We start from the raw sequence: 25,314 nt of genomic DNA on the forward strand, positions 1-25,314 counted from the left end.
TTATTTGTGTTTTGTTTTCAATAGCTTAGCTGTGTTTTTCTCCAATGCTTTTAAACTCTCTAAATAGGATTGTTCTATAGGCGATAGTGTGCGGGCTTCATAAGCTCGGTATTCTTGTATTGCTTTCTGCTCCGCCTGTTCGTGGCTAATAGTCCCTGCTCCTTTCAATACTCCTTTGCCGTAATTGGCTGAAAATTTATCCAATTCATCCACCCAATCTTGCATATACATAGGGCTTTGTGTTTGCGCTTTAAGCTCTGCCAGATCAAAGAAGGCAGAAACAAGACGGTTTAAGCGGAATAGTTCTTCTTCTGTAAGATAATTCTTGGCTATTTTAGCCTCGTTTAGGGTAGGCAAAGCTCCTTTAAAAGTTGTAAGCCCCATAAAATCTTTAGTACTATCTGCTCTGCGATAGATCAGTTCAGCTGATGTTTGCTCGCTACAGGCATAATGCAGTTTGTTTTGTACTATTTTAAAAAAAGTAAGGGTTATTTCACTTTTAGGGTTGTAATCCCTACTGGTAGCATACAAATCGAGCACTTGTCGGTATAGCGCTTTTTCACTTGAGCGGATATCTCGTATTCTATTGAGGAGTTCTTTCCAATAATTTCCGCCTCCATTGCCTTTTAGGCGCTCATCATCCATCGTAAAACCTTTTACAATGTATTCTTTTAATCTCTCAGTAGCCCATTGCCTAAAGCGTGTTCCTTGTACAGAACGAACACGATAACCCACAGAAATAACAACCTCTAAATTGTAATATTTTACTTCTCTTTCTTGAGTTTTTCCTTCTATAGCGCCGTGTTGAGTGGTATGTCGGAATTTCCGACATACCACTTTTTCATCCAATTCTCCTTCCTCAAAAATATGAGAGATATGCTCTGTTATAGTGGTGCGTCCCTTTCCAAACAATGTGGCCATCTGTTCTTGTGTGAGCCAAACAGTCTCCCCCTCTACCCTTACATCTATTTGTACAGCACCATCTTCACGCTGATAAAGTATGATTTCTTCTTTTTGCGCTTCCATATTTATCAATTAGTTTTCTATTTCTCTAATAATCTCCTCTATATCCGCCCTCAGCTCATTAATACGTATGATGGTTTGCGCTACTTCGGCGTTGAGTTGCTGAATATCTATCACCTCACGGGTGTCTTTTGCTTCTACATACGAACTAACGGATAGGTTGTAGTCATTTTCGGCTATCTGCTGGTTGTCTACTTGCACAGCGGTGTGAGGTACCGCCTCTTTGTCGGCAAAAATGCTAACGATATGCGCTATATGGTCATCAGTAAGTACGTTGTTATTAGTTTCTTTCTTAAAAAAGTCCTCACCACTGGCATCTATAAATTGGGTTTGGGTATCGGGTTTGTGTTTGGAAAGTACCAATATATTAACCGCAATGCTGGTGCCATAGAAGAGGTTGGGCGGTAGGGCGATAACAGTTTCTACATAGTTGTTATCAATGAGGTATTTGCGTATTTTCTGCTCGGCACCTCCGCGGTAAAAGATACCAGGGAAACACACAATAGCGGCACGCCCCTTAGCCGAAAGGTAGCTGAGGGAATGCAATACAAAGGCAAAGTCGGCTTTAGATTTTGGGGCTAATACGCCTGCTGGCGCAAAACGGTCGTCGTTGATAAGGGTAGGGTCGTCGCTACCTATCCAGTTCACCGAATAAGGAGGATTGGAAACGATGGCATCAAAAGGTTTTTCATCGCCAAAGCAGGGGTTTATGAGCGTATCGCCTAATGCAATATTGAACTTGTCATAGTTGATATTGTGCAAGAACATATTCATACGCACCAAGTTGTAGGTAGTATGATTGATTTCTTGCCCAAAAAAACCTTCTTCTATCTGGTAGTCATCGAAGTGTTTTTTAGCTTGTAGTAGGAGAGAGCCTGACCCACAAGCAGGGTCGTAAATCTTGTTTACTGATGATTGCCCCAACAAAGCCAATTGCGCAATGAGTTTTGATACATTCTGAGGGGTAAAAAACTCCCCACCCGATTTGCCTGCATTGGCAGCATAGTTAGAGATGAGGAACTCATAAGCATCGCCAAAGAGGTCAATTTGGTGGTTTTCAAAATCGCCAAAACTAAGCCCTGCCACTCCGTTAACTACCGCGGCGAGGCGTTTGTTTTTTTCCTCAACGGTATTGCCAAGGCGGTTGGAGGTAGTGTCGAAGTCGGCAAACAGTCCTTTAATATCGGCTTCGGACGGGTAGCCATTGGCGGAACTTTCGATAGCCGAGAAGATAGCTGCTAAATCGGTATTGAGATTGGAATTGGTATTCGCATTTTTAGCTACATTTACAAACAGCTGAGAGGGGTAGATAAAATAACCCTTAGTTTTCGTAGCATCGTCTTTTATTTCAGGGGTAATAGCCTCATCGGGCAGCTCGGCGTACTGCACACTCTCATCGCCACCTTCGATGAAATTAGTAAAATTCTCGCTGATAAAACGATAGAAAAGGGTACCTAAAACAAATTGTTTAAAATCCCAACCATCTACCGCGCCGCGTACTTCATTGGCTATCTTCCAAATAGCGGCTTGTAATTCTTCTCTTTGCTTGATACTTGTCATTACCTGTTACTTTAAGAAGCAAAGGTACACTTTTTCAAGACATTTTACAACAAAAAACCGCCCTATGTTTAAGGCGGTTTTTATTTTATGCTTCAGAGGAAGTCTCTTCCTTTGCCTGTGGCGCTTCAGGAGTAGGCTGCTCTGCTGCCTTTTTCCCTCCTCGTCCCCTACGAGTAGATTTTTTCTTAGCAGTTCCCTTAGGTGAGTATCCTGCTTCATTATAATCTACCAATTCAATAAGAGCCATCTCAGCGTTATCTCCCAATCGGTTACCAAGTTTGATGATACGGGTGTATCCACCTGGACGGTTAGCTACCTTCACTGAAATATTCTTGAAAAGTTCAGTAACGGCATATTTGCTATGTAATCGGCTGAATGCTATACGACGATTATGTGTAGTATCCTCCTTAGATCTGGTAATCAAAGGTTCTACAAATATCTTCAAAGCTTTAGCTTTAGCCAAAGTAGTATTGATTCGCTTATGCTGTATTAAAGAACAAGCCATATTCGCCAACATAGATTTCCTATGAGCGGCGGTTCTTCCTAAATTATTTATTTTATCTCCGTGTCTCATTTTCGTTGAATTAATATATTATAACAGAATTTACTATTCTTTTTCTAATTTGTACTTTGACAGATCCATTCCGAAAGTAAGTCCTTTGCTTTCTACCAACTCATCAAGTTCAGTAAGTGATTTTTTACCAAAGTTACGGAATTTCATCAAATCAGTTTTAGTAAAAGAAACCAAATCCCCTAAAGTATCTACTTCGGCTGCTTTGAGGCAGTTCAGTGCGCGTACAGAAAGATCCATATCAATCAATTTGGTCTTAAGGAGTTGGCGCATGTGTAAAGATTCTTCATCATAGCTTTCTGGCTGTACCACCTCTTCTGGTTCAATGGTAATACGCTCATCAGAGAAAAGCATAAAGTGATGAATCAATGTTTTAGCCGCTTCCATTAAGGCATCCTTAGGATGAATAGACCCGTCTGTTTTGATTTCAAAAATCAACTTTTCATAATCGGTTTTTTGTTCTACTCGATAGTTCTCAATACTGTATTTTACATTCTTAATAGGAGTAAAAATAGCATCAGTAGGGATGGTTCCCACAGGCATATTAGGTTTGGCATTTTCCTCAGCGGAAACATATCCCATACCCTTATCAATGGTAATATCCATTTTGATTTCTACCTCAGGTTCCATATTACAAATTACCAAATCGGGGTTCAGTACTTGAAATCCTGTTATAAATTTTTGAAAATCACCCGCAGTCAATTGTTTCTTTCCTGTTACAGAAATGGATGCTTTTTCATGATCGGTTCCTTCTGTTTGCAGTTTGAAACGCACTTGCTTCAAGTTCAAAATAATTTCAGTAACATCTTCTACTACCCCTGCGATTGTGGAGAATTCATGTTCTACTGTATCTATTTTAACCGAAGTGATTGCGTAGCCCTCTAAGGAGGAGAGCATCACTCGTCGTAATGCGTTACCAATGGTGAGTCCATAACCAGGTTCCAAGGGGCGAAACTCAAACTTGCCCTCGAACTCGGAGGATTCAATCATGATAACCTTATCTGGTTTTTGAAAATTGAATAATGCCATAATCTGACTGCTGACTAATATTATTTAGAGTACAACTCTACGATTAATTGTTCTTTAATGTTTTCAGGTATCTGAATACGCTGAGGGAGTGCCACAAAAGTACCTTCCATTTTTTCAGGATTCCAAGTAATCCATTCATATACAGAGCTGTTACTTGCTAAGGCATTTTCTATCACAGTAAGCGATTGTGACTTGTGACGTACTCCTACAATATCTCCTGCCTTTAGAGAGTAAGAAGGGATATTCACTACTTCACCATTAACAGTAATATGACGGTGAGAAACAAGCTGACGAGCAGCACGGCGAGAAGGGGCTATCCCCATACGATATACTACATTATCCAAGCGAGCTTCACAGAGTTGAAGCAATACTTCACCGGTAACTCCTTTGCTACGGCGCGCCTTTTCATACATATTTTGGAATTGTCGTTCCAAAATCCCATAGGTATATTTTGCTTTTTGTTTTTCTTGTAGCTGGATTGCATACTCAGAGCGTTTTGCTCTCTTACGATTAATTCCATGCTGTCCGGGAGGATAGTTTTTCTTAGCAAAAGACTTATCTTCACCGAAAATCGCTTCCCCAAATTTACGAGCGATTTTACTTTTAGGGCCTATATATCTTGCCATTTTACATTTTTTTGTTTAAAAGTGAGAGAGGATTATGAATTAAGGCTTATCCTTCGATAATCGGAGCCCTCTCCCATAGGTTATAACTTGTTATACTTTACGTCTTTTTGGAGGACGACAACCATTGTGAGGAAGTGGAGTTACATCAACAATTTCAGTAACTTCTATCCCAGCATTATGAATACTTCTGATGGCAGACTCTCTACCTACTCCAGGACCCTTTACGAATACCCGTACTTTCTTAAGTCCTGCGTCAAAAGCCATTTTAGCGGCATCTTCAGCAGCTACTTGAGCAGCATAAGGAGTATTCTTTTTAGAGCCTCTGAACTTCATCTTTCCTGCAGAAGACCAAGAAATCACATCTCCCTTTTTGTTAGTTAAGGAGATAATGATATTATTGAAAGTAGCTGAGATATGTGCTTCTCCTGAAGATTCTATAACTACTTTACGTTTTTTGGTAACTTTTGTATTTGTTTTTGCCATATCGCTACTTATTATTTAGTTGCTTTCTTCTTGTTAGCAACAGTTTTTCGTTTTCCTTTTCTTGTACGAGAGTTATTTTTTGTTTTTTGACCGCGTAAAGGCAATCCAGAGCGGTGACGGATACCACGGTAACAACCAATATCCATAAGTCGCTTAATATTTAATTGCACTTCTGAACGCAATTCTCCCTCTATTTTATAGGATGAAACTGCTTCACGGATACGAGTGATTTGCTCATCGTTCCAGTCGCTTACTTTGATGTCTTCATCTACTTGAGCTTTTTTTAAAATTTCTTTAGCTCTGCTTTTACCAATTCCAAAAATATAGGTAAGTCCTATGACGCCTCTTTTGTGTTTTGGTAAGTCAATACCTGCTATTCGTGCCATAATTTATCCTTGTCTTTGTTTGAATCTCGGATTCTTTTTATTAATTACGTACAATACCCCTTTTCTTCGTACAATCTTGCACTCAGGGCTTCTTTTCTTAATAGATGCTCTTACTTTCATCTGTTGTCTGTTTTAAAAACGAATTTTATTATTAATATCGGTAAGTAATGCGTGCCTTGGTAAGGTCATAGGGAGTCATTTCAAGTTTTACTCTATCACCAGGAAGGAGCTTTATGTAGTGCATACGCATTTTCCCAGATATATGAGCCGTTACCACATGACCATTATCCAACTCCACACGGAACATTGCATTAGAGAGTGACTCTATAATAGTCCCATCTTGTTCTATCGCTGCTTGCTTTGCCATTATCTCCTCTTTTTACCTGTTTTCATAAGACCATCGTAATGACGGTTGAGTAGATATGAATTCACTTGTTGCATTGTATCAATAGCTACCCCTACCAAGATGAGCAAGGAGGTACCCCCATAGAATAATGCCCATTGTTGGTCTATCTCCAATAAAGGTATCTTATTGACTATAGCAGGAAGTACTGCAATAGCTACTAAGAATAAAGAACCTGGGAAAGTGATAAGAGACATAATCTTATCCAAATACTCACTGGTTTCCTGTCCTGGTTTTACTCCTGGTATAAACCCTCCATTACGCTTAAGGTCATCAGCCATCTTATTACTTGGAACAGTAATTGCAGTGTAGAAATAAGTGAAGATGATAATAAGCAATCCAAAGAGTACATTATACCAAAACTCAAAAGGTGAACGGAAAGCGTTCTGGATACGTATTGCCCAATCTGATTTAGAAAGACCTGCTAGCGCAGCTGGAACGAACATAATTGCTTGTGCAAAGATGATCGGCATTACTCCTGCTGAATTAAGCTTCAGAGGAATATACTGTCTTGCTCCAAAGATATTTCTCTCTACTTGCCCTCCTGTAGTTCTTCTTGCATATTGTACAGGGATTTGTCTTACAGCCAAAGTAAGATAGATACATCCCAAAATAACCAATAACCATAAAAGAATTTCTACAATTACAATCATAGGACTATGTACCCTATTCATCTCACCGAAGAAAGCATGAGGCATACGAGCGATAATCCCTACCATAATAAGTAAAGAAATACCATTCCCCACTCCTTTATCAGTAATTTTCTCACCAAGCCACATAGCAAAAATGGTTCCTGTTACTAAGATAATTACTGAAGGAATAATAAAACTTAATCCTTTTCCTAAAAGGAAGGCTTCTTCAGGGACTCCCAAAGCACTGATGGAATAAAGATAGGCAGGAGCTTGAACAATACAAATAGCAATAGTAAGCCAACGTGTAATCTGATTGATTCGCCTACGTCCACTTTCTCCTTCTTGTTGTAACTTTTGCAAATAAGGAATGGCAATTCCCATAAGCTGTACCACAATAGAGGCAGAGATATAAGGCATAATTCCCAAGGCAAATACAGAGGCTTTAGCAAATGCTCCCCCTGTGAAAGCATTAAGAATATCTAACAAACCTCCTTCCGAAGTTTTTTGAGTAAGATTACTTAATTTCTCCGCATCAATCCCTGGAAGAATGATATGTGCACCAAAGCGATATACCAAAAGAATTCCCAAAGTAAGGATAATACGGTTACGTAATTCCTCTATTTTCCAAACATTCGTTAAGGTCTCTACAAACTTCTTCATAAGATATTATATTAGAGCGTTATAGCTTCTCCTCCTAATTTTTCAACGGCTTCTTTAGCGCTAGCTGTAAATTTATGAACAGAGATTTTAAGTTTTGTTTTTAACTCTCCTCCACCAAGAATCTTTACTAAATCAGATCTTTTAGCTAAACGATTTTCTACTAAAATATCTATATTTACAGTATCGGTAACAATCCCCTTATCCACTAATTCTTGTAGTTTTCCAAGGTTGATACCTGTATATTCCTTACGGTTGAAGTTTTTGAAACCAAATTTTGGTACGCGACGTTGAAGAGGCATCTGTCCTCCTTCAAAGCCAATTTTGGTAGCGAACCCAGAGCGAGATTTAGCTCCTTTGTGTCCACGTGTGGAGGTACCTCCTTTACCTGAACCTTGTCCTCTACCTACGCGCTTCCCTTCTTTGTGTACTGAACCTTGTGCAGGTTTCAAATTACTTAAATTCATAATTAAATGCTACTTTTTTGTTATGCTTCTTGTACAGAAACTAAGTGTTTTACTTTATTAACCATTCCCAAGATACTTGGGGTAGCCTCATGAGTTACCGACTTACCAATAGCTCCCAAGCCCAAAGAGGCGAGAGTTAACTTTTGAGTTTTGGCACGTTTTATGCTACTACGTATTTGTGTTACGATAATATTCTTTGCCATAGTGCTTGTTTTTAACCTTTAAACATTTTTTCTAAGGAAACTCCTCTTTGCTCAGCAATTCTCTTAGCACTTCTAAGTTTTAAGAGTGCATCAAAAGTTGCTTTTACTACATTGTGAGGGTTAGAAGAGCCTTGTGATTTAGAAAGTACGTTATGTACACCTACGGCTTCCAATACGGCACGTACTGCACCTCCAGCGATTACTCCAGTACCTTCAGCTGCTGGTTGGAGATATACACGAGCACCTCCAAATTTCCCTTTTTGTTCATGAGGAAGGGTAGTCCCATTAAGGGGAATACGTACTAAATTCTTCTTTGCATCTTCTACTGCTTTAGCAATAGCGTCAGATACTTCTTTGGATTTGCCTAAGCCCTGTCCTACGACTCCATTCTCATCTCCTACCACTACAATAGCAGAGAAACCGAAAGCACGTCCTCCTTTGGTAACTTTAGTTACACGTTGCACTCCTACCAAGCGATCCTTTAGTTCTAATCCGCTTGGTTTTACATATTCTACATTTTTATAATTCTGATACATAGTTTCTTAGAATTTAAGTCCGCCTTCTCTTGCTCCTTCTGCTAAGGATTTTACACGTCCATGATACAAGTAACCCCCTCGGTCAAAAGAGATGGTTTCAATACCTGCTGCAAGCGCTTTCTTAGCAATGGATTCACCTACTTGCTTAGCTTTTTCAGTTTTGGTACCTGATAATTTCAAATCTTTATCACGTGATGAGGCTGCTACTAAAGTAACACCCTTGGTATCATCTATAATTTGTGCATAGATTTCACTATTGCTTCTAAAAACAACCAAACGAGGTCTTTCAGGAGTTCCAGAAACGGTCTTTTTGATTCTGTACTTGATACGTTGTCTTCTTTCTATTTTTGATAATGCCATTATGTTACGTTTTAAGCTGATTTACCTGCTTTTCTTCTAAGTTCTTCCCCTACAAACTTAACACCTTTTCCTTTGTAAGGTTCTGGTTTACGGAAAGAACGAATTTTAGCTGCTACTTGTCCGAGTAATTGTTTATCGTGAGAAGTAAGCTTAATGATCGGGTTTTTCCCTTTTTCATTAATTGTCTCTAATTTAATTTCTTGAGGGAGTTCCATAAGGATGTTATGAGAGAAACCAAGTGCTAAATCAAGTTTTTGTCCTTGATTAGTTGCACGGTACCCTACCCCCACAAGTTCTAACTCTTTGGTAAAACCTTCAGATACTCCTACTACCATATTATGTAGTAAGGCACGATAGAGACCATGTAAGGCATTGCTTTGCTTAGTATCTCCTTGTCTTTCCACTATGAGTTGTCCATCTTCTTGCTTTATAACAGCGCCTTTAACCACTTGAGTTAATTCGCCGAGTTTTCCTTTCACAGTAACGATATTATCTTTGATAGTAACTGTTACTCCTTGAGGAATACTGATGGGTGCTTTACCTATTCTTGACATTGCTTTAAGTCTATTTTTTTAGTAAACATTACAAATTACTTCTCCTCCTATATTAAGGGCTCTGGCTTGTTTGCCAGTCATTACCCCTTGAGAGGTAGAAACGATAGTGATTCCAAGTCCATTGAGCACACGTGGAAGTTTGCTAGCCCCTACATATCTGCGGAGCCCTGGGGTGCTTACACGTACAATTTTTCTGATAACAGGTTCCTTAGTTTCTTTATCGTATTTGAGGGCTATCTTGATGATTCCTTGTATATCATTTTCTTCAAACTTATAGCTAAGAATATAGCCTTGATCAAAAAGGATTTTGGTAATCTCCTTTTTGAGGTTTGAAGCTGGGATTTCTACTACTCGATGCCCTGCACTACTGGCGTTGCGAATTCTTGTCAAATAGTCCGCGATTGGGTCTGTGTACATAATTTTTCTTTTTTAATTACCAACTTGCTTTTTTTACACCCGGAATAAGTCCTTTATTTGCCATTTCACGGAAAAGCACACGAGAGATTCCAAATGTGCGCATATATCCTTTAGGGCGACCTGTGAGTTTGCAACGATTATGCAAGCGTACAGGAGATGCATTCTTAGGTAGTTTCTGTAATGCTTCATAATCACCAGCTTTTTTAAGAGCTTTGCGTTTTTCTGCATATTTTGCTACCAATTTAGCTCTTTTGACTTCACGAGCTTTCATTGATTCTTTCGCCATATTAATTCTTTTTAAAAGGTAATCCTAATTCGGTTAATAATGATTTTGCTTCTTTATCTGTATGAGCAGAAGTAACGAAAGTAATATCCATACCTGCAATTTTATTGATTTTGTCAATATCAATTTCAGGGAAGATAATTTGCTCAGTAATACCTAAGTTATAGTTACCACGTCCGTCAAATCCTGTTGCTTTTACTCCTTGAAAATCTCTCACACGAGGTAGAGCTGTAGTAATAAGTCTGTCCAAAAATTCGTACATACGCTCTCCACGAAGAGTAACTTTAGCTCCAATGGACATACCGCGACGGAGCTTGAAAGAAGCTACATCCTTTTTAGAAGTAGTTGCTACGGCTTTTTGACCTGTAATCTTAGTAAGTTCCTCTACGGCATATTCTATTTGCTTTTTATCTGCAACAGCAGCCCCTACTCCACGGCTTACTACAATTTTTTCAAGTTTAGGAACTTGCATTACATTTTTGTAACCAAATTCTTCTTTAAGAGCTGCAATTATGCGCTCCTTATATTCCTGTTTGAGTCTAGGTATATATGTCATAATTACACTACTTGTTTTGATTTTTTAGAAATTCTTATTTTTTTGCCATCACGCACTTCATATCCTACACGGGTTACCTCACCACTCTTAGGGTCTAAGAGAGAAAGGTTAGAAATATGGATAGGAGCTTCCTTTTTGACAATGCCTCCTTGAGGATTTTGTGCACTGGGTTTGGTATGTTTTGATACTAAGTTCACACCTTCCACGATAGCTCTGTTCTTTTCACGATCCACTTTGAGTACTTTTCCTTTTTCCCCTTTGTGGTCGCCAGCGATTACCTGTACTGTATCGCCTGTTTTTATTTTTAGCTTTATCATCATTGCATAGATTAAAGCACCTCAGGTGCTAATGACACAATTTTCATAAACTGCTTGTCACGGAGTTCACGTGCTACAGGACCGAAGACACGGGTACCTCTCATTTCACCAGCAGCATTCAGTAGTACGCAAGCATTTTCATCAAAACGAATATAAGAACCATCTTGGCGCCTTACTTCTTTTTTTGTTCTTACTACTACAGCAGTGGAAACTTGTCCTTTTTTTATACTTCCATTAGGGGTTGCTTCCTTTACGGTAACAACGATTTTATCCCCCACAGAAGCATAACGACGTTTGGTTCCTCCAAGTACACGAATAGTCAAAACTTCTTTGGCTCCTGTGTTATCTGCTACTTTTAATCTTGATTCTTGTTGTACCATAATTACTTCGCTCTTTCTATGATTTCTACTAATCGCCAACATTTAGTTTTACTAAGTGGGCGTGTTTCCATAATGCGCACGGTATCACCGATGTTGCAGTCATTTTTTTCATCGTGTGCAACAAACTTTTTAGTTTGCAATACGAATTTTCCGTACATAGGGTGTTTTACACGTTTTACGACAGATACCACAATGGATTTTTCCATTTTATTACTGGTAACAACCCCTATTCTTTCTTTTCTGATATTTCTCTTTTCCATATTAAAGCCACAATGATTATTGTAATTCTCTACGGGTTAATTCACTTGCTATACGGGCAATATCTCTACGAGTAGTACGAATAGTAAGTGGATTTTCTATTGGAGAAATGGCATGAGCCATTTTCATTCCCGAATATGCTTTCTTAAGTTCGGTGAGCTTCTGCTCAAGCTCAGCGACTGATAAATTTTTAACTTCTGACTGTTTCATTGTTAGTAAAATTAATCTTGATAATCTCTCGCTACAACGAACTTAGTAGTTACGGGTAACTTTTGAGCAGCAAGGCGGAGAGCTTCTTTGGCGACATCCAAAGGTACACCTCCTACTTCAAATAAGACTCTTCCAGGCTTCACTACAGCCACCCAGTATTCAACAGCCCCTTTTCCTTTCCCCATACGTACTTCCAAAGGTTTCTTGGTAATAGGCTTATCTGGGAAGATCTTAATCCAAAGCTGTCCTTCACGTTTCATATAACGGGTAGCCGCTACACGGGCGGACTCAATTTGGCGAGCAGTGATAAAGGCGGATTCTAAGGATTTAACACCGAATGTCCCATTAGAGAGTTGGTGTCCTCTTTGGGAAATTCCCTTCATTCTTCCCTTTTGTGCCTTACGATATTTTGTTCTTTTTGGTTGTAACATTGCTAACTGATTTTAATATTATTTTCTTCGGCGAGCACGTTTTGCATCTGAGTTTCCTTCCTTGGAAGAAGAACCATTTAGGTTTTTCTTAGTCATTCCTACCAATGGAGAAAGTTCTCTCTTACCATATACTTCACCTTTCATGATCCATACCTTGATCCCCATACGTCCATAAGTAGTATGAGCTTCATCAATAGCATAATCAATATCTGCACGGAAAGTAGAAAGAGGAATACGTCCCTCCTTATAACTTTCAGAACGAGCCATTTCAGCTCCATTCAAACGCCCAGATATTTGAATTTTGATACCTTCAGCGTTCATACGCATAGTAGCGGCAATAGCCATTTTGATTGCTCTACGGTAAGAAATACGATTTTCAATTTGTCGAGCAATACTTGCTGCTACAAGGGGTGCATCAAGTTCTGGTCTTTTAATTTCAAAGATATTGATCTGAATATCCTTTCCAGTAATTTTCTTAAGTTCCTCCTTAAGCTTGTCTACCTCTTGTCCTCCTTTTCCGATAATGCTACCAGGACGGGCAGTAGTGATAGTAACGGTTACAAGTTTTAAGGTTCTTTCAATAATTACACGAGAAACACTAGCCTTTGACAAACGAGTATGAACGTATTTTCTGATTTTATCGTCCTCAGCCAATTTGTCACCGTAGTCATTTCCTCCGTACCAGTTGGATTCCCATCCTCTGATAATTCCAAGGCGATTTCCTATTGGATTTGTTTTTTGTCCCATACCTTTATCTTAGCTTTCAGTGTTATTTTTAGCTCCTAATACGATGGTTACGTGATTGGAACATTTGCGAATTCTGTGTGCTCTTCCTTGTGGAGCTGGGCGAAGCCTTTTGAGCATTGCACCACCATCTACGCGGATTTCTTTAATGAATACTTGTGCTGTTTCTATATCAACCCCCTCATTTTTAACTTTCCAGTTTTCAATAGCTGAAAGTAATAACTTGTGCAAAGAAGTTGCTGCTTCTTTTTGGTTGAACTTTAAAATAGCAAGTGCCTTATCTACGGGAATACCGCGTACCAAATCTGCCACTAAACGCATTTTGCGTGGCGATGTAGGGCAATTATTCAATTTTGCAAAAGCCACTTTTTGTTTCGCTTCTTTAATCTCTAATGCTTTTTCTCTTTTACGAACTCCCATAGCTTTTATTTTTTACCTTTATTTTTTGCTCCTGCATGTCCTCTAAAAGAACGAGTAGGTGCAAATTCTCCTAATTTATGTCCTACCATGTTTTCAGTGATATATACAGGAACGAATTGTTTTCCATTGTGCACTGCGATAGTTTCTCCTACAAAATCAGGAGTAATCATAGATGCTCTTGACCATGTTTTGATCACGGTTTTTTTTCCTGTTTCCTTATTTTGGAGTACTTTTTTCTCCAAAGCATAATGAACATAAGGACCTTTTTTTAATGAACGAGCCATATCTTACCTTATTTCTTTCTACGTTCTACAATATACTTATTACTTGCCTTCGTCTTAGAACGAGTTCTATAACCTTTGGCAGGGATTCCCTTACGAGAGCGTGGATGACCTCCTGAGGCACGTCCTTCACCACCTCCCATTGGGTGATCAACTGGATTCATTACCACTGCACGTGTACGAGGACGGCGCCCAAGCCAGCGTGAACGACCCGCTTTTCCTGAAAGGACTAACTGATGATCTGAGTTAGACACTGCTCCAATAGTAGCCAAACATGTAAGCAAAATCATACGTGTTTCTCCTGAAGGCAACTTCACAGTGGCATACTTTCCTTCCTTTGCCATTAGCTGAGCAAAAGTACCTGCTGAACGAGCCATATTAGCTCCCTGTCCTGGGCGGAGCTCAATACTGTTAATGACTGTTCCTAATGGAACTTGTGAAAGAGGCATTGCATTTCCTATTTCAGGAGTTGCATTCTCTCCCGATACAATCACCTGTCCTACTTTGAGTCCTGCAGGAGCAATGATGTACCTCTTTTCCCCATCAGTGTATTGAACAAGCGCTATAAATGCTGTTCTGTTTGGGTCATATTCAATTGAAACTACAGTGGCTTCCACACCGAATTTGTTTCTCTTGAAATCAATGATACGATACTTCTTCTTGTGACCACCACCAATATAGCGCATGGTCATCTTCCCTTGATTGTTTCTCCCCCCTGTCTTTTTTAACGGAACGAGCAAACTCTTTTCCGGCTTATCAGTGGTAATCGCATCGTAATTATTTACCACTCTAAAACGCTGACCAGGAGTCGTGGGTTTCAATTTTCTTACTGACATACGGTCTTTTAAATAGTGTTATAAAAATCTATTGTTTTTCCTTCTTTTACACTTACAATTGCTTTTTTCACTGCATTGGTTTGTGCAAGTTGCAATCCATTTTTAGTATAACGAACAGAACGCTTTGGAGCATAATTTAAAGTTCGTACTTTCTCAACAGTGACTCCATAAGTTTCTTCAACAGCTTTCTTTATCTGAATTTTGTTAGCCTTTTTGTCTACAGAAAAGGTATAACAGTTTCTCAACTCACTATCATTATTTGCTTTTTCTGTATTAATAGGTTTTATCAATATACTCATAATCTTACTTTGTTAAATTTGATTGAATCACCTCCACTGCACTCTCCAACAATACCACATTTGTCGCGTTAGCTACATCATAAGTGTTTAACTCATAAGCAGTTACCGTATTCACAGAAGGGATATTACGAGAGGACAAATATACATTTTTATTTGTATCCGCCAATACAAAAAGAGATTTTTTATCTTGGATACCAAGAGCTGCTAAAATTTGAGTAAAATCCTTTGTTTTAGGAGTTTCAAAATTAAAATCTTCCAATACAATAATAGCCCCTTGTTGTGCTTTTTGGCTTAATACAGAACGACGTGCAAGTCGTTTTACTTTTTTATTGAGTTTTTGAGTATAATCCTTAGGGCGAGGTCCAAATACGCGTCCTCCTCCTACAAATACAGGGGATTTCACACTACCTGCACGAGCAGTACCTGTCCCTTTTTGCTTTTTAATCTTACGGGTACTTCCTGCCACTTCATTACGTTCTTTGGACTTATGAGTTCCTTGACGTTGGTTGGCTAAGTATTGTTTGATATCCAAATAAATAGTATGATTATTAGGCTCAATCCCGAAAACAGCCTCAGAAAGAGTAACCTTTCTTCCTGTTTCTTTTCCTTGTATATTTAATACTGCTACTTCCATTATTTATGAATCGTTACATAAGCATTTTTATGACCTGGAACACATCCTTTTAGGATAAGGAGGTTCTTTTCAGGAATCACTTTTAACACTCTTAAGTTTTGTACTGTTACTTTTTCAGCTCCCATTCTTCCTGCCATACGCATCCCTTTGAATACGCGTGAAGGATAAGAAGAGGCTCCTACTGAACCTGGAGCTCTAAGTCGGTTATGCTGACCGTGAGTAGATTGTCCCACTCCTCCAAAACCGTGTCGGCGCACAACCCCTTGAAATCCTTTTCCCTTAGAAGTCCCTGTTACATCCACGAACTCACCTTCTACAAAGAACTCGGCTGTAATTGTATCACCTAATTTGTAAGTGCTCTCAAATCCTTGGAATTCGATAAGTTTCTTCTTAGGAGAAATACCTGCTTTAGCAAAGTGACCTGCTGCTGCTTTATTGGTGTGCTTCTCTTTTTTGTCATCGAAACCAAGTTGAAGAGCTTCATACCCGTCAACCTCTTTGGTTCTGACTTGGGTAACTACACATGGACCCGCTTCTATGATGGTACATGGGATATTCTTCCCATTCTCATCAAAAATACTGGTCATGCCTACTTTTTTTCCAATTAACCCAGACATATTTAAAAAATTTAATTTAAACTTACTTTTTAGTTATAATAAAATCAAGGAAGACTCCACTATAATTCTGAAATTTTCCTAATTTTACAATTTGAAATTCAGGGTTAAATATTTCAACCCTGAATATCAATTCGTTTAACCGTTTTTCCCTCACGCTATTGTTTTGGGACAAGTCAAGCAAACCTTTGGTTTTGCTCTATCATACTTTGATCTCTACTTCTACTCCACTAGGAAGCTCAAGCTTCATAAGAGCGTCAATAGTTTTAGGAGAAGAACTATAAATATCCAATAAGCGCTTATATGAACTTAATTGAAACTGTTCTCTCGCTTTCTTATTCACGTGTGGAGAGCGAAGTACCGTAAATAACTTCTTATGAGTAGGAAGAGGAATAGGTCCTACAACTCCTGCTCCTGTTGATTTTACTGTTTTTACGATTTTCTCAGCAGATTTATCTACCAAGTTATGATCATAAGATTTTAATTTTATTCTAATTTTTTGACTCATTTCTTTACAAATTAATTACCACCTCTTGCTTTTTTGATCACTTCTTCTGCAATATTGGAAGGTGTCTCAGCATAATGAGAGAATTCCATAGTAGATGTAGCGCGCCCTGAAGAAAGGGTTCTAAGAGTAGTTACATAACCAAACATTTCAGAAAGAGGTACGTTGGCTTTAATTACTTTGGCGCCATTCCTGTCACCCATATCATTTACTTGACCGCGGCGACGGTTAAGGTCTCCTACGATATCCCCCATATTTTCTTCTGGAGTAATTACTTCCAATTTCATGATAGGTTCCATAAGCACTGCCTTTGCAGCACGGGCAGCTTCTTTGTATCCTAACTTAGCTGCTAATTCAAATGATAAGGAGTCAGAATCCACAGGGTGGAAAGAACCATCCTTAAGGGTAATCTTCATGGCATCCATTTCAAAGCCCGCTAAAGGTCCGTTCTTCATAGCATCTTTGAATCCTTTTTCTATAGAAGGGATATATTCCTTTGGAATATTACCGCCCTTGATTTCATTGATAAATTCCAAACCTGCTTTTCCTTCTTCGGCAGGCTCCATTGTAAAGACAATATCAGCAAACTTACCTCGACCCCCTGTTTGTTTCTTGTACACTTCACGGTGGTCAGCCTTACCTGTAATAGCTTCTTTGTACTCTACTTGTGGCTCTCCTTGGTTTACTTCCACCTTGAACTCACGCTTGAGTCGGTCAACGATAATATCCAAGTGAAGTTCGCCCATACCAGAAATGATAGTCTGCCCAGAGGCTTGGTCTGTTTTAACTTGGAAAGTTGGGTCTTCTTCAGCAAGCTTAGCTAAAGCCATTCCTAATTTATCTACATCAGCCTTTGTTTTAGGCTCTACCGCAATACCAATCACTGGATCTGGGAATATCATACTTTCCAGTACAATAGGATATTTCTCATCACAAAGGGTATCCCCTGTTTTGATATCCTTGAAACCTACTGCAGCTCCAATATCTCCTGCTTCAATGTATTCAATTGGATTTTGTTTATTAGCATGCATCTGGTAGATACGAGAGATACGCTCTTTGCTTCCTGAACGAGTGTTCAGTACATAAGATCCTGCATCCAAGTGTCCTGAATAGGCACGGAAGAAAGCCAAACGACCTACATAAGGGTCAGTAGCAATCTTAAATGCTAATGCAGCAAAAGGGGCATCCACAGAAGGCTTACGTACGGCAGGCTCACCTGTTTCAGGGTTAGTCCCCTCAATAGCTTCCTTATCCAAAGGAGAAGGCAAATAACGGCATACAGCATCCAACATGAACTGTACTCCCTTATTCTTGAAGGAAGAACCACAGGTCATCGGAATAATAGCCATATCCATTACTGCTGCGCGAAGTGCTCTATGAATTTCTTCTTCAGAGATGGAATTCTCATCTTCCATGAATTTTTCCAAAAGACCTTCATCATATCCTGCCACTTCTTCAATAAGTTTAGCACGATATTTAGCCACATCCGCTTTCATATCCTCAGGGATTTCTACAACATCAAAAGTAGCTCCTTGAGTTTCATCATGCCAAACGATAGCTCGGTTTTTGATCAAATCCACTACTCCTTTGAAATCAGCTTCTTCACCAATAGGAAGTACGATTGGTACGGCATTGGATTTGAGCATATCTCTTACCTGCTGGCATACTCTCAAGAAGTCAGAACCTTGTCTGTCCATCTTATTCACAAAGCCCATACGAGGCACCTTATAGTTATCTGCAAGACGCCAGTTGGTTTCGGATTGAGGCTCTACTCCATCCACTGCGGAGAACAGGAATACCAATCCGTCCAATACACGGAGTGAACGATTCACTTCCACAGTGAAATCCACGTGCCCTGGGGTATCAATAATATTGAAGTGATATTCTTTTGCATCGGCAGTAGGTTTTCCATTCTCTGTAGGGAAATTCCATTTACAGGTAGTCGCTGCTGAGGTAATGGTAATTCCTCGTTCTGCCTCTTGTTCCATCCAGTCCATGGTAGCTGCTCCTTCGTGTACTTCACCGATTTTATGCGTTTTCCCTGTATAGAAAAGAATACGCTCAGTAGTAGTGGTCTTACCCGCATCAATATGTGCTGCGATACCAATATTTCTTGTATATTTTAAATCTCTACTCATACTACTACAAATTAAAATCTAAAGTGAGAGAATGCCTTATTAGCTTCTGCCATCTTATGTGTATCCATCTTTTTCTTCACAGCAGCTCCTTCTTCTTTGGCAGCGGAAAGGATTTCTGCTGCTAACTTTTGAGCCATTGATTTTTCATTTCTCTTACGCGCATAGCCTATAAGCCACTTCATAGCCATAGACACTTTACGGTCTGGACGAATTTGCATAGGGATTTGGAAGGTAGCACCTCCCACACGGCGGGAGCGCACTTCCACATGAGGCATTACATTGGAGAGCGCATCTTTCCACACTTCCAAAGCCGTTTTCTCCTCATTATTTTTCTTTTGTTCTACAATGTCAATAGCATCATAGAAAATCTTAAAAGCCACTGACTTTTTACCATCCCACATCAGGTTGTTCACAAAGCGAGTAACCAACTGGTCATTGTATTTTGCATCTGGTAAAAGAGGTCTTTTCTTAGCTTGTCTCTTTCTCATTTGGTTGTTTTAGACGGTTTTAAAAATTTACTTTTTCTTTCCTTTTGCTGGTGCAGCTGCTGCTTGTCCTGGTTTAGGGCGTTTAGCTCCATACTTAGAGCGTCTTTGGGTTCTTCCATTTACCCCAGCAGTATCCAATGCTCCACGTACAATGTGGTAACGTACCCCTGGTAAATCTTTTACTCTTCCGCCTCTTACCAATACTATCGAGTGCTCTTGGAGGTTATGTCCTTCTCCAGGGATATACGCATTCACTTCATTCCCATTGGTTAGGCGAACACGCGCTACCTTACGCATCGCAGAGTTCGGCTTCTTAGGGGTAGTAGTGTATACACGCGTACATACACCTCGACGTTGAGGACAAGAATCCAAAGCAGCCGATTTACTCTTCTTGGCTATTTTAGCTCTTCCTTTTCGTACTAATTGTGAAATTGTTGGCATTTATAAAATATTTTTTTAAGCGAGGGCAAAGGTACAAACTTTTTCTGGACTGACAAAACGCAAAACACTAATTCCCAATATTTTTTTATTAACATAATGATTTTTATAAGACTCCTTGATTTAACACATGATAATCGGCTGATTATTAAATAATTACATAAAATATCCTATAAGTACTAAAAAATTTATCCCTTTTAGAAAAGTTATTAACAGCCCATTTTTTTCTCATATTTCTCAAAAAGTTTTCTCAATAAGAGATTAAAATGCTATTTTTTTACTTTCTTACCCAGAATTGAATAATCTATGAAATGATTTTTACCAGAATAAACGCTTAAATAGAATAACATTATAATTTATCCATACAACTTGGAAAAATATATTTATGTATCTCCTATTTATAAAATACAAATTCTAGAGATTATACATTTAAATATTACTTGATAATCACCTTAAATGTAAAGAAAAAATTCTTTCCATAAGAAAATTAAAATATCCTTAAAAAATATTACCTTTGTCTTTTAAATTATTCGCTTATGAACAGATATACTTTTAAGATGACTTCCTCTTCTGAGCGGAATTTGCCCAAGGCTTTTGGTATTGGAGCCTTTATTGGTATCATCGGAGCCTTTGTAAAATGGGGCTGGGAAGTGCCTTTTCCTCCTCGTAATCCCTCATTAGGCTTTCCATACGAAGGAATGACAGGTGCTGTAATACACAATGGTATACTAGAACGGGTAACACCTCCACAAGTATTTTTAGAACAATTAGGTGTCCCTTATGATTGGACATATACATTCTCAGGTGTAGAATTGCCTCTGTCTATCTTTATCGTGCATATTTTATTCTCCGTAGTTTTTGGGGTGATTTACTGTGTAGCCTCCGAGTTTTTCCCTATTATACGTATATGGTATGGAGCGATCTTTGCTATAGTATCCAATATATTTGCCCATATCATTGTAATGCCTTTGATGGGATTGGTACCACCTCTCTCCGAAATTCCTTTTGATGAGAATCTATCAGAAATGTTGGGGCATATCTTCTGGATATTCGTAATGGAACTTTGCCGTAGAGGACTCATAGCACGGTAGGCAGGGTGAAGCATAACTCTTAATTCATCCAATCATTGAAAATTAACTTATTAACAAATTACATATATGAACCCACAAACTGTACAAAAATTCTCTGATGAGTTTCTTCCCGAAGAAAAGGAACTTATCGTGCTCATTGAAAGTTCTACCAATGGAGCAACATATTATAATGGAGCTTGGGTGCCTTCTAACGACCCTTTAGCGTATATTGAGGTAGCTACTGGCGAGTTTTACGAAGGAAATATCCGTTTAGAGTGGTTGGTATCTGATGAAAGTAATTGGCAGTATTACTTTGCCCCACTGAAAGCTTTCCGCATCAGAGTACGTCCTAAGAAACCAGAACACTCACACCCTGAGCAACGCTGCTTTATGTTGGTAGCAGTTTTGGAAGAGAATGTAACCGAACCTCGTTTTGACTCTATTATTGAGGAGTACAACACCGAAGTTACTTATGAAGATGAAGATTTTAGTTTAGCACTCGACAGAGAATACGATTGGTTTGAGGGGGAAATCCTCTACACCGATGAAGAAATGCAGTTCACCGTAGAAACTACCGATCTAAGTGAGCTACAAGATATCTTAAAATCTTTCAAAAATGCTACTAAGGGCAAATTCGACAGATGGGTAGCAACCCTCAAAGTCTTTGCCACTGAAAAGCTTACTGCTTTAGTCAACAAATGGCAAAAAGAAGCAGATGTTACTGCCCCTGAGATTACCCCTGAGCATTTTGCTCAGCGTATGAGTATCACAAGTATCCTTCTTTTTGAGGACAAGCGCTTCTGTATCTATTTTGATGATGACGATATGTTCTGGGGGCACGCCATTGTCGTATACGGGGACCTCAACGGAGAACTCGAAGAGGCTACTATTGAGGGGTAGATAATAGCAAATTGACTTATAGATAAACTTACCCATTAACACATTATCACTTATGCCTATTCCTCTTAAATTTAAAAAACGTTGGGATGTTTATTCCACTTTGCAAGACGTGCTCACTGCTACACAAAACCTCAGTGTATCCCCTTTTGGTACTACAATAGACGATGACTTACAAGATTTTCGCGGTATCAAACTCATTGGTAAAGGTAAGTGTATCAATGTTTCTCTTAGTAATTCTGATTTCTCAGGTTCGCTATGGCAAAACTTTCAAATTGCAGAAACCGAAACTTTTACTCCTGTGATAAACCGCGTAATTTTTGATGAAAGCTCTTTTCAGCAGAGTGAATATACTCCCCTTTGTGGACGAGGGGCTACATTCCTATCGTGTTGTTTTATCAATTGCAAATACAAAGGCGTTGGCTTCCTCCAAACAGTCATTAAAGACTGCCTCTTTTCTGATATCAAAAAGAATGTACGCTTAGATTTTAACTGTAAGCTGATAGAAGATTGCTTGTTCATTGGTGATATTTACAAAGCTAAATTTTGGTATTCATCCTTAAAAAATTGTACCTTTGAAGGTGTACTTTATGATACTTCTTTCTGGGGAGTAAGAGACTTTACTTCGCAAAAAGAACCTATTTTACCTGAAAAAGTAGATAACCGAATGGAAAATATAGATTTCTCTCAAGCAGAAATGATACAGTGTAATTTCTGGGCTTATTGCTATTTAGATAAAGTGAAACCTTCTGAAAGGAATTGTGTTTTTAAGGTAACCGATGAATTTTATGAATGTTTACTAACCCAAATTCAAAGCAGTGAAAGTCCCTTAAAAGAGAAATTAATAAAATGGGTAAAATTATTCTACGCTCCACATATTACAGCCCCTTACAATGTAGCGCACCCTGATGATTTTTCATTCAGACATCCAGAAGAAGCTGAACTGAGCCAAACACTTTACAATTTCGTCTGCAAGGCTGCGGAGGCTACGGGGTGTAGGGTCAAATAGCATTAATTAGTAACTGAAATTTAAGATAAACACAAAATAGGCATTGAAATATAAACATCTAACTCAGGAAGGTACGAAATAGGAACGTATTTTACAAGCAGAATGAAACAAAAATTTATGGTAGAGAAACTTAATGTTTCCGCCAGCACTATCAGTAGAAATAGTCCAAAAAAAGAGGCTGCCCTTACAGACAACCTCTTCTCCATCCAATTTTGGATGATTTTTGATATATAAAACTTATCCGTTATTGCAGAGTTACTTTCACTACTTGTCCTGTTGCAGGTACAGGGAAAGTAGTACCTACCTTTGTAATCGGTTTTTCTTCCTTATCAGGTGTACCTCCAAAAAGTGCTTGTTTGTTTCCTGCGCCAGGGAATTGATCCACTCCTGTACCACTATCAAAAAGAGCTGTTTTGTTAGTAAGATCCCCTTTGCTGGTGGAAAGAATAGGGTCACTGTTGGCATAAAACCAATCATTAGAATAACCAAACATAAAAGCATAGGCTATTTTATCTCCTTGACTTTTCTTAATTTTTGTCATTGCCTTCCCATTGGGAGCAATAGGAGCATTTCCCGCTATATACACTTCTTTCACACCCTTCATTCCTTTTAAGGAGGCCTGTAGCTTGCTAAAATCTCCTTTTTGTGATAATTCTTTCAAACCTAAACCAGCATCCTTTTTACCCATTTCATAGAGAGGATTCTTATCTCCAGTATAGAGTACCACTACTGCAGGGGAAAGCCCTGTAATAATACCCGTTTCTTTTTTAACCTTCTGATACAAAGGATTAGGATCTCCTGTTTGAGCAAGGAGTGTAAGTTCCTTACTACTCTTCTTTTGTGCTTCAAAGAAAGGTTTCTCATCCAACAACTTTCCGCCTAATACATTAGATACTACCCAGACACCAGGGGCAAAAGGAGTTGTTAAGGACATTCCATCTGTACTCATCTTATCTTTGGATGTATTGGTAATTTTCAAGGTAAAGCGAGAGGATATAGGCTCATAACTTAGAAAAAGTTTCATTAAGTTCTGGGGCATTGTTCTTGCTTTGAGTGAAGTAATTGTCTTATCTTCTTGTGCTCCACTCATATCATTCTTAGTTCCATTATCCCAAAGGCTTACATCAGAGGAGATATCACCTGTTCTGGGATTCCCCTGAGCATCATACAACTCAATTCCCGGTTGTACACTTGCAAAGAACCAATCCTTAGAAGCACCAAACATCATAGCGAACATAAGTCGCTGTCCTTTCCCTGCATAAAAAGAGAAAGAGGCTGAATTAGTTTTAGGATCATCCGAAGGGAGAATAAGGTTCTTAATTTCCTTACCTCCTTCTCGGAATACGCCTTCTCCATGAAAGGTACCACTTTGTACATATTTCATGGGTTTTACTACATTCTCAAATGTAATGGTGGATTCTGCCTTATTTTCTGGAGGAGTCATTGGTTTGTTTTCGTCCTTTTTACAAGAGACAAATAATGCTGAAAAAAGCACAGCTGCTGAAAAAAGATTAAATCTCATACGTTGATAATTTTAATGTTTGTTTTTATTTAATTCGTTAACTTATTTTTCTATCCATTGAAGAATTTCAGGAGTGTCTGGGAGGGTTTTGGGAGGAATTACCTTCTCTAACATTCCATTTTTTCCTATCAAATATTTTTGGAAATTCCATTGAACTTGTGAATCAGTAACCATATTTAATTTTTTCTGAGTGAGAAACTGATAGAGTGGATGCATTTTTTCTCCCTTTACGGTTATAATCTCCATCATGGGAAAAGTAACTCCATAATTAGCCTGGCAAAACTGAGCTACCTGAGCTTCATTGCTTAATTCTTGCTCAAAACTATTGGAGGGGAAGCCAATAATAACAAAATCCTTATCCTTGTACTTCTGGTAAAGAGCCTCCAAAGATTTGTATTGTGGAGTAAGCCCACACTTTGAGGCGGTATTGACAATCATTACTTTCTTTCCCTTTAAAGAAGCAAAATCAAATACTTTCCCATAAAGGTCTCTGACTTTGAAAGAATAAATAGTGTTATCAGAGGTTTGTCCTTGTAGGACAAAGGTGCATAAAGCGACCAATACTAATGTTAGAACATTTTTCATACAGTTATATTTAATTAATAATGTTACAGTGTTACTATTCAAGGTTTTCTAAGTGATATAAATCCAGCAGCTAAAAGGGCTATATCCTTTAAAATAAAAAAATCGGTAATTGGGACTCCTTCAATAATGCGCCATTTATTAGGTGTAGTGAACAAAAAGCTAAGTGTTACACAGAAAATAATAGTACTTCCTATAAAGGCTATCTTACGGAAACATACAGAGCGTATTCCTAAAATAAAGGAGAACCCAACAATTATTTCAACAATACCAATCAAGTTAGATACTCCTTGAACAGAGAATAGGTGATATAACCATGAGAGCAGGAAGTGATGGGTTAATAAAGGCTTAATAGCATTTGCTTCCGCTTGGGTAAATTTGAAAACACCTATCCATAACAAGATAAGAGCTGTTCCATAGAGAATCGTATAATAACCTATTCTATAGAGAACTAAGATATTTTTTTTGTGATTCATAAGATATTTGTTTAAACTT

The 25,314-nt window shown here is 38.6% G+C and carries 41 protein-coding genes; 4 read left to right on the top strand and 37 right to left on the bottom strand.

Translation table 11 applies throughout. The features are described from left to right. The 34 genes from HMPREF9071_RS00960 to rpsL form a co-directional block, all read right to left on the bottom strand. Positions 1 to 1,026: a virulence RhuM family protein gene (locus HMPREF9071_RS00960; protein ID WP_040357881.1), complete on the bottom strand. Its 1,026-nt coding sequence runs from the start codon at positions 1,024 to 1,026 to the stop codon at positions 1 to 3. A gap of 9 nt (positions 1,027 to 1,035) precedes the next feature. Then, entirely contained in the window at positions 1,036 to 2,583 is a 1,548-nt protein-coding gene (locus tag HMPREF9071_RS00965; protein ID WP_009744655.1) for a type I restriction-modification system subunit M, read from the bottom strand. Positions 2,584 to 2,668: 85 nt separating this feature from the next. Beyond that, positions 2,669 to 3,157, bottom strand: a complete 489-nt coding sequence (gene rplQ, locus HMPREF9071_RS00970; protein WP_009744656.1) for a 50S ribosomal protein L17 — start codon at positions 3,155 to 3,157, stop codon at positions 2,669 to 2,671. 33 nt (positions 3,158 to 3,190) lie between these two features. Then, positions 3,191 to 4,183, bottom strand: coding sequence for a DNA-directed RNA polymerase subunit alpha (locus HMPREF9071_RS00975; RefSeq protein ID WP_009744657.1), 993 nt, complete (start codon positions 4,181 to 4,183; stop codon positions 3,191 to 3,193). A 20-nt stretch (positions 4,184 to 4,203) separates the two neighbouring features. Next, a complete protein-coding gene (rpsD, locus tag HMPREF9071_RS00980; protein WP_009744658.1) occupies positions 4,204 to 4,809 on the bottom strand; it encodes a 30S ribosomal protein S4 in 606 nt (201 codons plus the stop codon). A 90-nt stretch (positions 4,810 to 4,899) separates the two neighbouring features. Continuing rightward, positions 4,900 to 5,292 (bottom strand): 30S ribosomal protein S11, encoded by a 393-nt coding sequence (rpsK, locus tag HMPREF9071_RS00985; protein ID WP_009744659.1) that lies wholly within the window; start codon positions 5,290 to 5,292, stop codon positions 4,900 to 4,902. Positions 5,293 to 5,303: 11 nt separating this feature from the next. Next, positions 5,304 to 5,678, bottom strand: coding sequence for a 30S ribosomal protein S13 (gene rpsM / locus HMPREF9071_RS00990; RefSeq protein ID WP_009744660.1), 375 nt, complete (start codon positions 5,676 to 5,678; stop codon positions 5,304 to 5,306). 3 nt (positions 5,679 to 5,681) lie between these two features. Next, positions 5,682 to 5,798 carry a type B 50S ribosomal protein L36 gene (gene ykgO / locus HMPREF9071_RS11860; protein ID WP_002666762.1) on the bottom strand — a complete coding sequence of 39 codons (117 nt, stop codon included), beginning with the start codon at positions 5,796 to 5,798 and terminating at the stop codon, positions 5,682 to 5,684. A 31-nt stretch (positions 5,799 to 5,829) separates the two neighbouring features. Beyond that, positions 5,830 to 6,045 (bottom strand): translation initiation factor IF-1, encoded by a 216-nt coding sequence (infA, locus tag HMPREF9071_RS00995; RefSeq protein ID WP_002666434.1) that lies wholly within the window; start codon positions 6,043 to 6,045, stop codon positions 5,830 to 5,832. After that, positions 6,045 to 7,373 (bottom strand): preprotein translocase subunit SecY, encoded by a 1,329-nt coding sequence (gene secY / locus HMPREF9071_RS01000; RefSeq protein WP_009744661.1) that lies wholly within the window; start codon positions 7,371 to 7,373, stop codon positions 6,045 to 6,047. The genes infA and secY overlap by 1 nt, the downstream gene beginning before the upstream one ends. 11 nt (positions 7,374 to 7,384) lie before the next feature. Further along, positions 7,385 to 7,837: a 50S ribosomal protein L15 gene (rplO, locus tag HMPREF9071_RS01005; RefSeq protein ID WP_009744662.1), complete on the bottom strand. Its 453-nt coding sequence runs from the start codon at positions 7,835 to 7,837 to the stop codon at positions 7,385 to 7,387. Positions 7,838 to 7,857: 20 nt separating this feature from the next. Beyond that, positions 7,858 to 8,040, bottom strand: a complete 183-nt coding sequence (gene rpmD / locus HMPREF9071_RS01010) for a 50S ribosomal protein L30 (protein WP_009744663.1) — start codon at positions 8,038 to 8,040, stop codon at positions 7,858 to 7,860. 11 nt (positions 8,041 to 8,051) lie between these two features. Next, a complete protein-coding gene (rpsE, locus tag HMPREF9071_RS01015; protein WP_009744664.1) occupies positions 8,052 to 8,576 on the bottom strand; it encodes a 30S ribosomal protein S5 in 525 nt (174 codons plus the stop codon). Positions 8,577 to 8,582: 6 nt separating this feature from the next. Beyond that, positions 8,583 to 8,936 (bottom strand): 50S ribosomal protein L18, encoded by a 354-nt coding sequence (rplR, locus tag HMPREF9071_RS01020; RefSeq protein ID WP_009744665.1) that lies wholly within the window; start codon positions 8,934 to 8,936, stop codon positions 8,583 to 8,585. 11 nt (positions 8,937 to 8,947) lie between these two features. Continuing rightward, the gene (rplF, locus tag HMPREF9071_RS01025; protein ID WP_009744666.1) at positions 8,948 to 9,490 is read right to left on the bottom strand and encodes a 50S ribosomal protein L6; all 543 of its coding nucleotides are present in this window, start codon (positions 9,488 to 9,490) and stop codon (positions 8,948 to 8,950) included. An 18-nt stretch (positions 9,491 to 9,508) separates the two neighbouring features. Further along, positions 9,509 to 9,907, bottom strand: coding sequence for a 30S ribosomal protein S8 (rpsH, locus tag HMPREF9071_RS01030; protein ID WP_009744667.1), 399 nt, complete (start codon positions 9,905 to 9,907; stop codon positions 9,509 to 9,511). Between the two features lie 16 nt (positions 9,908 to 9,923). Next, a complete protein-coding gene (gene rpsN / locus HMPREF9071_RS01035; protein WP_009744668.1) occupies positions 9,924 to 10,193 on the bottom strand; it encodes a 30S ribosomal protein S14 in 270 nt (89 codons plus the stop codon). 1 nt (position 10,194) lies between these two features. After that, on the bottom strand, positions 10,195 to 10,746 hold the full coding sequence (gene rplE / locus HMPREF9071_RS01040) for a 50S ribosomal protein L5 (protein ID WP_009744669.1): 552 nt from the start codon (positions 10,744 to 10,746) through the stop codon (positions 10,195 to 10,197). A gap of 2 nt (positions 10,747 to 10,748) precedes the next feature. Beyond that, positions 10,749 to 11,063 carry a 50S ribosomal protein L24 gene (gene rplX, locus HMPREF9071_RS01045; protein ID WP_173301480.1) on the bottom strand — a complete coding sequence of 105 codons (315 nt, stop codon included), beginning with the start codon at positions 11,061 to 11,063 and terminating at the stop codon, positions 10,749 to 10,751. An 11-nt stretch (positions 11,064 to 11,074) separates the two neighbouring features. After that, complete coding sequence (gene rplN / locus HMPREF9071_RS01050; RefSeq protein WP_009744671.1) at positions 11,075 to 11,443, bottom strand: 50S ribosomal protein L14; 369 nt, start codon at positions 11,441 to 11,443, stop codon at positions 11,075 to 11,077. 2 nt (positions 11,444 to 11,445) lie between these two features. Next, positions 11,446 to 11,703 (bottom strand): 30S ribosomal protein S17, encoded by a 258-nt coding sequence (gene rpsQ, locus HMPREF9071_RS01055; RefSeq protein WP_009744672.1) that lies wholly within the window; start codon positions 11,701 to 11,703, stop codon positions 11,446 to 11,448. Positions 11,704 to 11,719: 16 nt separating this feature from the next. Next, positions 11,720 to 11,911 carry a 50S ribosomal protein L29 gene (gene rpmC, locus HMPREF9071_RS01060; protein WP_009744673.1) on the bottom strand — a complete coding sequence of 64 codons (192 nt, stop codon included), beginning with the start codon at positions 11,909 to 11,911 and terminating at the stop codon, positions 11,720 to 11,722. Between the two features lie 11 nt (positions 11,912 to 11,922). After that, positions 11,923 to 12,342, bottom strand: a complete 420-nt coding sequence (rplP, locus tag HMPREF9071_RS01065) for a 50S ribosomal protein L16 (protein ID WP_009744674.1) — start codon at positions 12,340 to 12,342, stop codon at positions 11,923 to 11,925. An 18-nt stretch (positions 12,343 to 12,360) separates the two neighbouring features. Then, entirely contained in the window at positions 12,361 to 13,089 is a 729-nt protein-coding gene (gene rpsC / locus HMPREF9071_RS01070; protein ID WP_009744675.1) for a 30S ribosomal protein S3, read from the bottom strand. Positions 13,090 to 13,098: 9 nt separating this feature from the next. Further along, positions 13,099 to 13,506, bottom strand: a complete 408-nt coding sequence (rplV, locus tag HMPREF9071_RS01075; protein ID WP_009744676.1) for a 50S ribosomal protein L22 — start codon at positions 13,504 to 13,506, stop codon at positions 13,099 to 13,101. Positions 13,507 to 13,511: 5 nt separating this feature from the next. Continuing rightward, positions 13,512 to 13,790 carry a 30S ribosomal protein S19 gene (gene rpsS / locus HMPREF9071_RS01080; protein ID WP_009744677.1) on the bottom strand — a complete coding sequence of 93 codons (279 nt, stop codon included), beginning with the start codon at positions 13,788 to 13,790 and terminating at the stop codon, positions 13,512 to 13,514. Positions 13,791 to 13,798: 8 nt separating this feature from the next. Further along, entirely contained in the window at positions 13,799 to 14,623 is an 825-nt protein-coding gene (gene rplB / locus HMPREF9071_RS01085; RefSeq protein ID WP_009744678.1) for a 50S ribosomal protein L2, read from the bottom strand. 8 nt (positions 14,624 to 14,631) lie between these two features. Continuing rightward, entirely contained in the window at positions 14,632 to 14,922 is a 291-nt protein-coding gene (rplW, locus tag HMPREF9071_RS01090; protein ID WP_009744679.1) for a 50S ribosomal protein L23, read from the bottom strand. A 4-nt stretch (positions 14,923 to 14,926) separates the two neighbouring features. After that, entirely contained in the window at positions 14,927 to 15,556 is a 630-nt protein-coding gene (gene rplD / locus HMPREF9071_RS01095; RefSeq protein ID WP_009744680.1) for a 50S ribosomal protein L4, read from the bottom strand. After that, the gene (gene rplC, locus HMPREF9071_RS01100) at positions 15,556 to 16,173 is read right to left on the bottom strand and encodes a 50S ribosomal protein L3 (protein ID WP_009744681.1); all 618 of its coding nucleotides are present in this window, start codon (positions 16,171 to 16,173) and stop codon (positions 15,556 to 15,558) included. The genes rplD and rplC overlap by 1 nt, the downstream gene beginning before the upstream one ends. Before the next feature lie 199 nt (positions 16,174 to 16,372). Beyond that, complete coding sequence (gene rpsJ, locus HMPREF9071_RS01105; protein ID WP_002666495.1) at positions 16,373 to 16,678, bottom strand: 30S ribosomal protein S10; 306 nt, start codon at positions 16,676 to 16,678, stop codon at positions 16,373 to 16,375. Between the two features lie 11 nt (positions 16,679 to 16,689). Next, on the bottom strand, positions 16,690 to 18,813 hold the full coding sequence (gene fusA / locus HMPREF9071_RS01110; RefSeq protein ID WP_009744682.1) for an elongation factor G: 2,124 nt from the start codon (positions 18,811 to 18,813) through the stop codon (positions 16,690 to 16,692). Between the two features lie 11 nt (positions 18,814 to 18,824). Continuing rightward, the gene (gene rpsG / locus HMPREF9071_RS01115) at positions 18,825 to 19,301 is read right to left on the bottom strand and encodes a 30S ribosomal protein S7 (protein ID WP_009744683.1); all 477 of its coding nucleotides are present in this window, start codon (positions 19,299 to 19,301) and stop codon (positions 18,825 to 18,827) included. Positions 19,302 to 19,328: 27 nt separating this feature from the next. Next, a complete protein-coding gene (gene rpsL / locus HMPREF9071_RS01120) occupies positions 19,329 to 19,742 on the bottom strand; it encodes a 30S ribosomal protein S12 (protein WP_002666477.1) in 414 nt (137 codons plus the stop codon). 533 nt (positions 19,743 to 20,275) lie between these two features. Between rpsL and HMPREF9071_RS01125 the strand changes: the two genes are divergently transcribed. The 4 genes from HMPREF9071_RS01125 to HMPREF9071_RS12595 all read left to right on the top strand — a co-directional run bounded on the left by HMPREF9071_RS01125 (position 20,276) and on the right by HMPREF9071_RS12595 (position 22,949). Then, positions 20,276 to 20,830, top strand: a complete 555-nt coding sequence (locus HMPREF9071_RS01125; protein ID WP_216698032.1) for a DUF1440 domain-containing protein — start codon at positions 20,276 to 20,278, stop codon at positions 20,828 to 20,830. 66 nt (positions 20,831 to 20,896) lie between these two features. Further along, complete coding sequence (locus HMPREF9071_RS01130; RefSeq protein ID WP_009744685.1) at positions 20,897 to 21,709, top strand: DUF2262 domain-containing protein; 813 nt, start codon at positions 20,897 to 20,899, stop codon at positions 21,707 to 21,709. A 52-nt stretch (positions 21,710 to 21,761) separates the two neighbouring features. Further along, positions 21,762 to 22,715, top strand: coding sequence for a hypothetical protein (locus HMPREF9071_RS01135; RefSeq protein ID WP_009744686.1), 954 nt, complete (start codon positions 21,762 to 21,764; stop codon positions 22,713 to 22,715). Positions 22,716 to 22,817: 102 nt separating this feature from the next. After that, on the top strand, positions 22,818 to 22,949 hold the full coding sequence (locus HMPREF9071_RS12595; RefSeq protein WP_256378926.1) for a hypothetical protein: 132 nt from the start codon (positions 22,818 to 22,820) through the stop codon (positions 22,947 to 22,949). A 10-nt stretch (positions 22,950 to 22,959) separates the two neighbouring features. Here the strand turns inward: HMPREF9071_RS12595 and HMPREF9071_RS01140 are convergent, their stop codons facing one another. Genes HMPREF9071_RS01140 through HMPREF9071_RS01150 form a run of 3 tightly spaced genes read right to left on the bottom strand, consistent with a single transcriptional unit; the run spans position 22,960 to position 25,295 of the window. Continuing rightward, positions 22,960 to 24,237 (bottom strand): spondin domain-containing protein, encoded by a 1,278-nt coding sequence (locus tag HMPREF9071_RS01140; protein ID WP_009744688.1) that lies wholly within the window; start codon positions 24,235 to 24,237, stop codon positions 22,960 to 22,962. 42 nt (positions 24,238 to 24,279) lie between these two features. After that, the gene (locus HMPREF9071_RS01145; protein ID WP_009744689.1) at positions 24,280 to 24,822 is read right to left on the bottom strand and encodes a glutathione peroxidase; all 543 of its coding nucleotides are present in this window, start codon (positions 24,820 to 24,822) and stop codon (positions 24,280 to 24,282) included. Between the two features lie 38 nt (positions 24,823 to 24,860). Next, positions 24,861 to 25,295: a DUF417 family protein gene (locus HMPREF9071_RS01150; RefSeq protein ID WP_009744690.1), complete on the bottom strand. Its 435-nt coding sequence runs from the start codon at positions 25,293 to 25,295 to the stop codon at positions 24,861 to 24,863. Positions 25,296 to 25,314 lie beyond the last annotated feature (19 nt).

The sequence above is a fragment of the Capnocytophaga sp. oral taxon 338 str. F0234 genome (assembly GCF_000192225.1).
In the GTDB taxonomy this organism is placed as follows: Bacteria; Bacteroidota; Bacteroidia; order Flavobacteriales; family Flavobacteriaceae; genus Capnocytophaga.

Coding starts and splice junctions, on each gene's coding strand:
- HMPREF9071_RS00960 (WP_040357881.1), bottom strand. CDS start 1,026: ATGGAAGCGCAAAAAGAAGAAATCATACTTTATCAGCGTGAAGATGGT.
- rpsL (WP_002666477.1), bottom strand. CDS start 19,742: ATGCCAACAATTTCACAATTAGTACGAAAAGGAAGAGCTAAAATAGCC.
- rplB (WP_009744678.1), bottom strand. CDS start 14,623: ATGTCAGTAAGAAAATTGAAACCCACGACTCCTGGTCAGCGTTTTAGA.
- rplQ (WP_009744656.1), bottom strand. CDS start 3,157: ATGAGACACGGAGATAAAATAAATAATTTAGGAAGAACCGCCGCTCAT.
- HMPREF9071_RS01125 (WP_216698032.1), top strand. CDS start 20,276: ATGAACAGATATACTTTTAAGATGACTTCCTCTTCTGAGCGGAATTTG.
- rpmD (WP_009744663.1), bottom strand. CDS start 8,040: ATGGCAAAGAATATTATCGTAACACAAATACGTAGTAGCATAAAACGT.
- rplC (WP_009744681.1), bottom strand. CDS start 16,173: ATGTCTGGGTTAATTGGAAAAAAAGTAGGCATGACCAGTATTTTTGAT.
- rplV (WP_009744676.1), bottom strand. CDS start 13,506: ATGGGAGTTCGTAAAAGAGAAAAAGCATTAGAGATTAAAGAAGCGAAA.
- secY (WP_009744661.1), bottom strand. CDS start 7,373: ATGAAGAAGTTTGTAGAGACCTTAACGAATGTTTGGAAAATAGAGGAA.
- rpsD (WP_009744658.1), bottom strand. CDS start 4,809: ATGGCAAGATATATAGGCCCTAAAAGTAAAATCGCTCGTAAATTTGGG.
- HMPREF9071_RS01130 (WP_009744685.1), top strand. CDS start 20,897: ATGAACCCACAAACTGTACAAAAATTCTCTGATGAGTTTCTTCCCGAA.
- rplP (WP_009744674.1), bottom strand. CDS start 12,342: ATGTTACAACCAAAAAGAACAAAATATCGTAAGGCACAAAAGGGAAGA.
- rpsK (WP_009744659.1), bottom strand. CDS start 5,292: ATGGCAAAAACAAATACAAAAGTTACCAAAAAACGTAAAGTAGTTATA.
- rplD (WP_009744680.1), bottom strand. CDS start 15,556: ATGGAAGTAGCAGTATTAAATATACAAGGAAAAGAAACAGGAAGAAAG.
- rplW (WP_009744679.1), bottom strand. CDS start 14,922: ATGAGTATATTGATAAAACCTATTAATACAGAAAAAGCAAATAATGAT.
- fusA (WP_009744682.1), bottom strand. CDS start 18,813: ATGAGTAGAGATTTAAAATATACAAGAAATATTGGTATCGCAGCACAT.
- HMPREF9071_RS00975 (WP_009744657.1), bottom strand. CDS start 4,183: ATGGCATTATTCAATTTTCAAAAACCAGATAAGGTTATCATGATTGAA.
- rplO (WP_009744662.1), bottom strand. CDS start 7,837: ATGAATTTAAGTAATTTGAAACCTGCACAAGGTTCAGTACACAAAGAA.
- rpsC (WP_009744675.1), bottom strand. CDS start 13,089: ATGGGACAAAAAACAAATCCAATAGGAAATCGCCTTGGAATTATCAGA.
- HMPREF9071_RS01135 (WP_009744686.1), top strand. CDS start 21,762: ATGCCTATTCCTCTTAAATTTAAAAAACGTTGGGATGTTTATTCCACT.
- HMPREF9071_RS00965 (WP_009744655.1), bottom strand. CDS start 2,583: ATGACAAGTATCAAGCAAAGAGAAGAATTACAAGCCGCTATTTGGAAG.
- rpsM (WP_009744660.1), bottom strand. CDS start 5,678: ATGGCACGAATAGCAGGTATTGACTTACCAAAACACAAAAGAGGCGTC.
- rpsS (WP_009744677.1), bottom strand. CDS start 13,790: ATGGCTCGTTCATTAAAAAAAGGTCCTTATGTTCATTATGCTTTGGAG.
- rpsJ (WP_002666495.1), bottom strand. CDS start 16,678: ATGAGTCAAAAAATTAGAATAAAATTAAAATCTTATGATCATAACTTG.
- rplR (WP_009744665.1), bottom strand. CDS start 8,936: ATGGCATTATCAAAAATAGAAAGAAGACAACGTATCAAGTACAGAATC.
- ykgO (WP_002666762.1), bottom strand. CDS start 5,798: ATGAAAGTAAGAGCATCTATTAAGAAAAGAAGCCCTGAGTGCAAGATT.
- HMPREF9071_RS01150 (WP_009744690.1), bottom strand. CDS start 25,295: ATGAATCACAAAAAAAATATCTTAGTTCTCTATAGAATAGGTTATTAT.
- rpsN (WP_009744668.1), bottom strand. CDS start 10,193: ATGGCGAAAGAATCAATGAAAGCTCGTGAAGTCAAAAGAGCTAAATTG.
- rplE (WP_009744669.1), bottom strand. CDS start 10,746: ATGACATATATACCTAGACTCAAACAGGAATATAAGGAGCGCATAATT.
- infA (WP_002666434.1), bottom strand. CDS start 6,045: ATGGCAAAGCAAGCAGCGATAGAACAAGATGGGACTATTATAGAGTCA.
- rpmC (WP_009744673.1), bottom strand. CDS start 11,911: ATGAAACAGTCAGAAGTTAAAAATTTATCAGTCGCTGAGCTTGAGCAG.
- rplF (WP_009744666.1), bottom strand. CDS start 9,490: ATGTCAAGAATAGGTAAAGCACCCATCAGTATTCCTCAAGGAGTAACA.
- HMPREF9071_RS01140 (WP_009744688.1), bottom strand. CDS start 24,237: ATGAGATTTAATCTTTTTTCAGCAGCTGTGCTTTTTTCAGCATTATTT.
- rplX (WP_173301480.1), bottom strand. CDS start 11,063: ATGATAAAGCTAAAAATAAAAACAGGCGATACAGTACAGGTAATCGCT.
- rpsH (WP_009744667.1), bottom strand. CDS start 9,907: ATGTACACAGACCCAATCGCGGACTATTTGACAAGAATTCGCAACGCC.
- HMPREF9071_RS12595 (WP_256378926.1), top strand. CDS start 22,818: ATGAAACAAAAATTTATGGTAGAGAAACTTAATGTTTCCGCCAGCACT.
- rpsE (WP_009744664.1), bottom strand. CDS start 8,576: ATGTATCAGAATTATAAAAATGTAGAATATGTAAAACCAAGCGGATTA.
- rpsQ (WP_009744672.1), bottom strand. CDS start 11,703: ATGGAAAAGAGAAATATCAGAAAAGAAAGAATAGGGGTTGTTACCAGT.
- rpsG (WP_009744683.1), bottom strand. CDS start 19,301: ATGAGAAAGAGACAAGCTAAGAAAAGACCTCTTTTACCAGATGCAAAA.
- rplN (WP_009744671.1), bottom strand. CDS start 11,443: ATGGTACAACAAGAATCAAGATTAAAAGTAGCAGATAACACAGGAGCC.
- HMPREF9071_RS01145 (WP_009744689.1), bottom strand. CDS start 24,822: ATGAAAAATGTTCTAACATTAGTATTGGTCGCTTTATGCACCTTTGTC.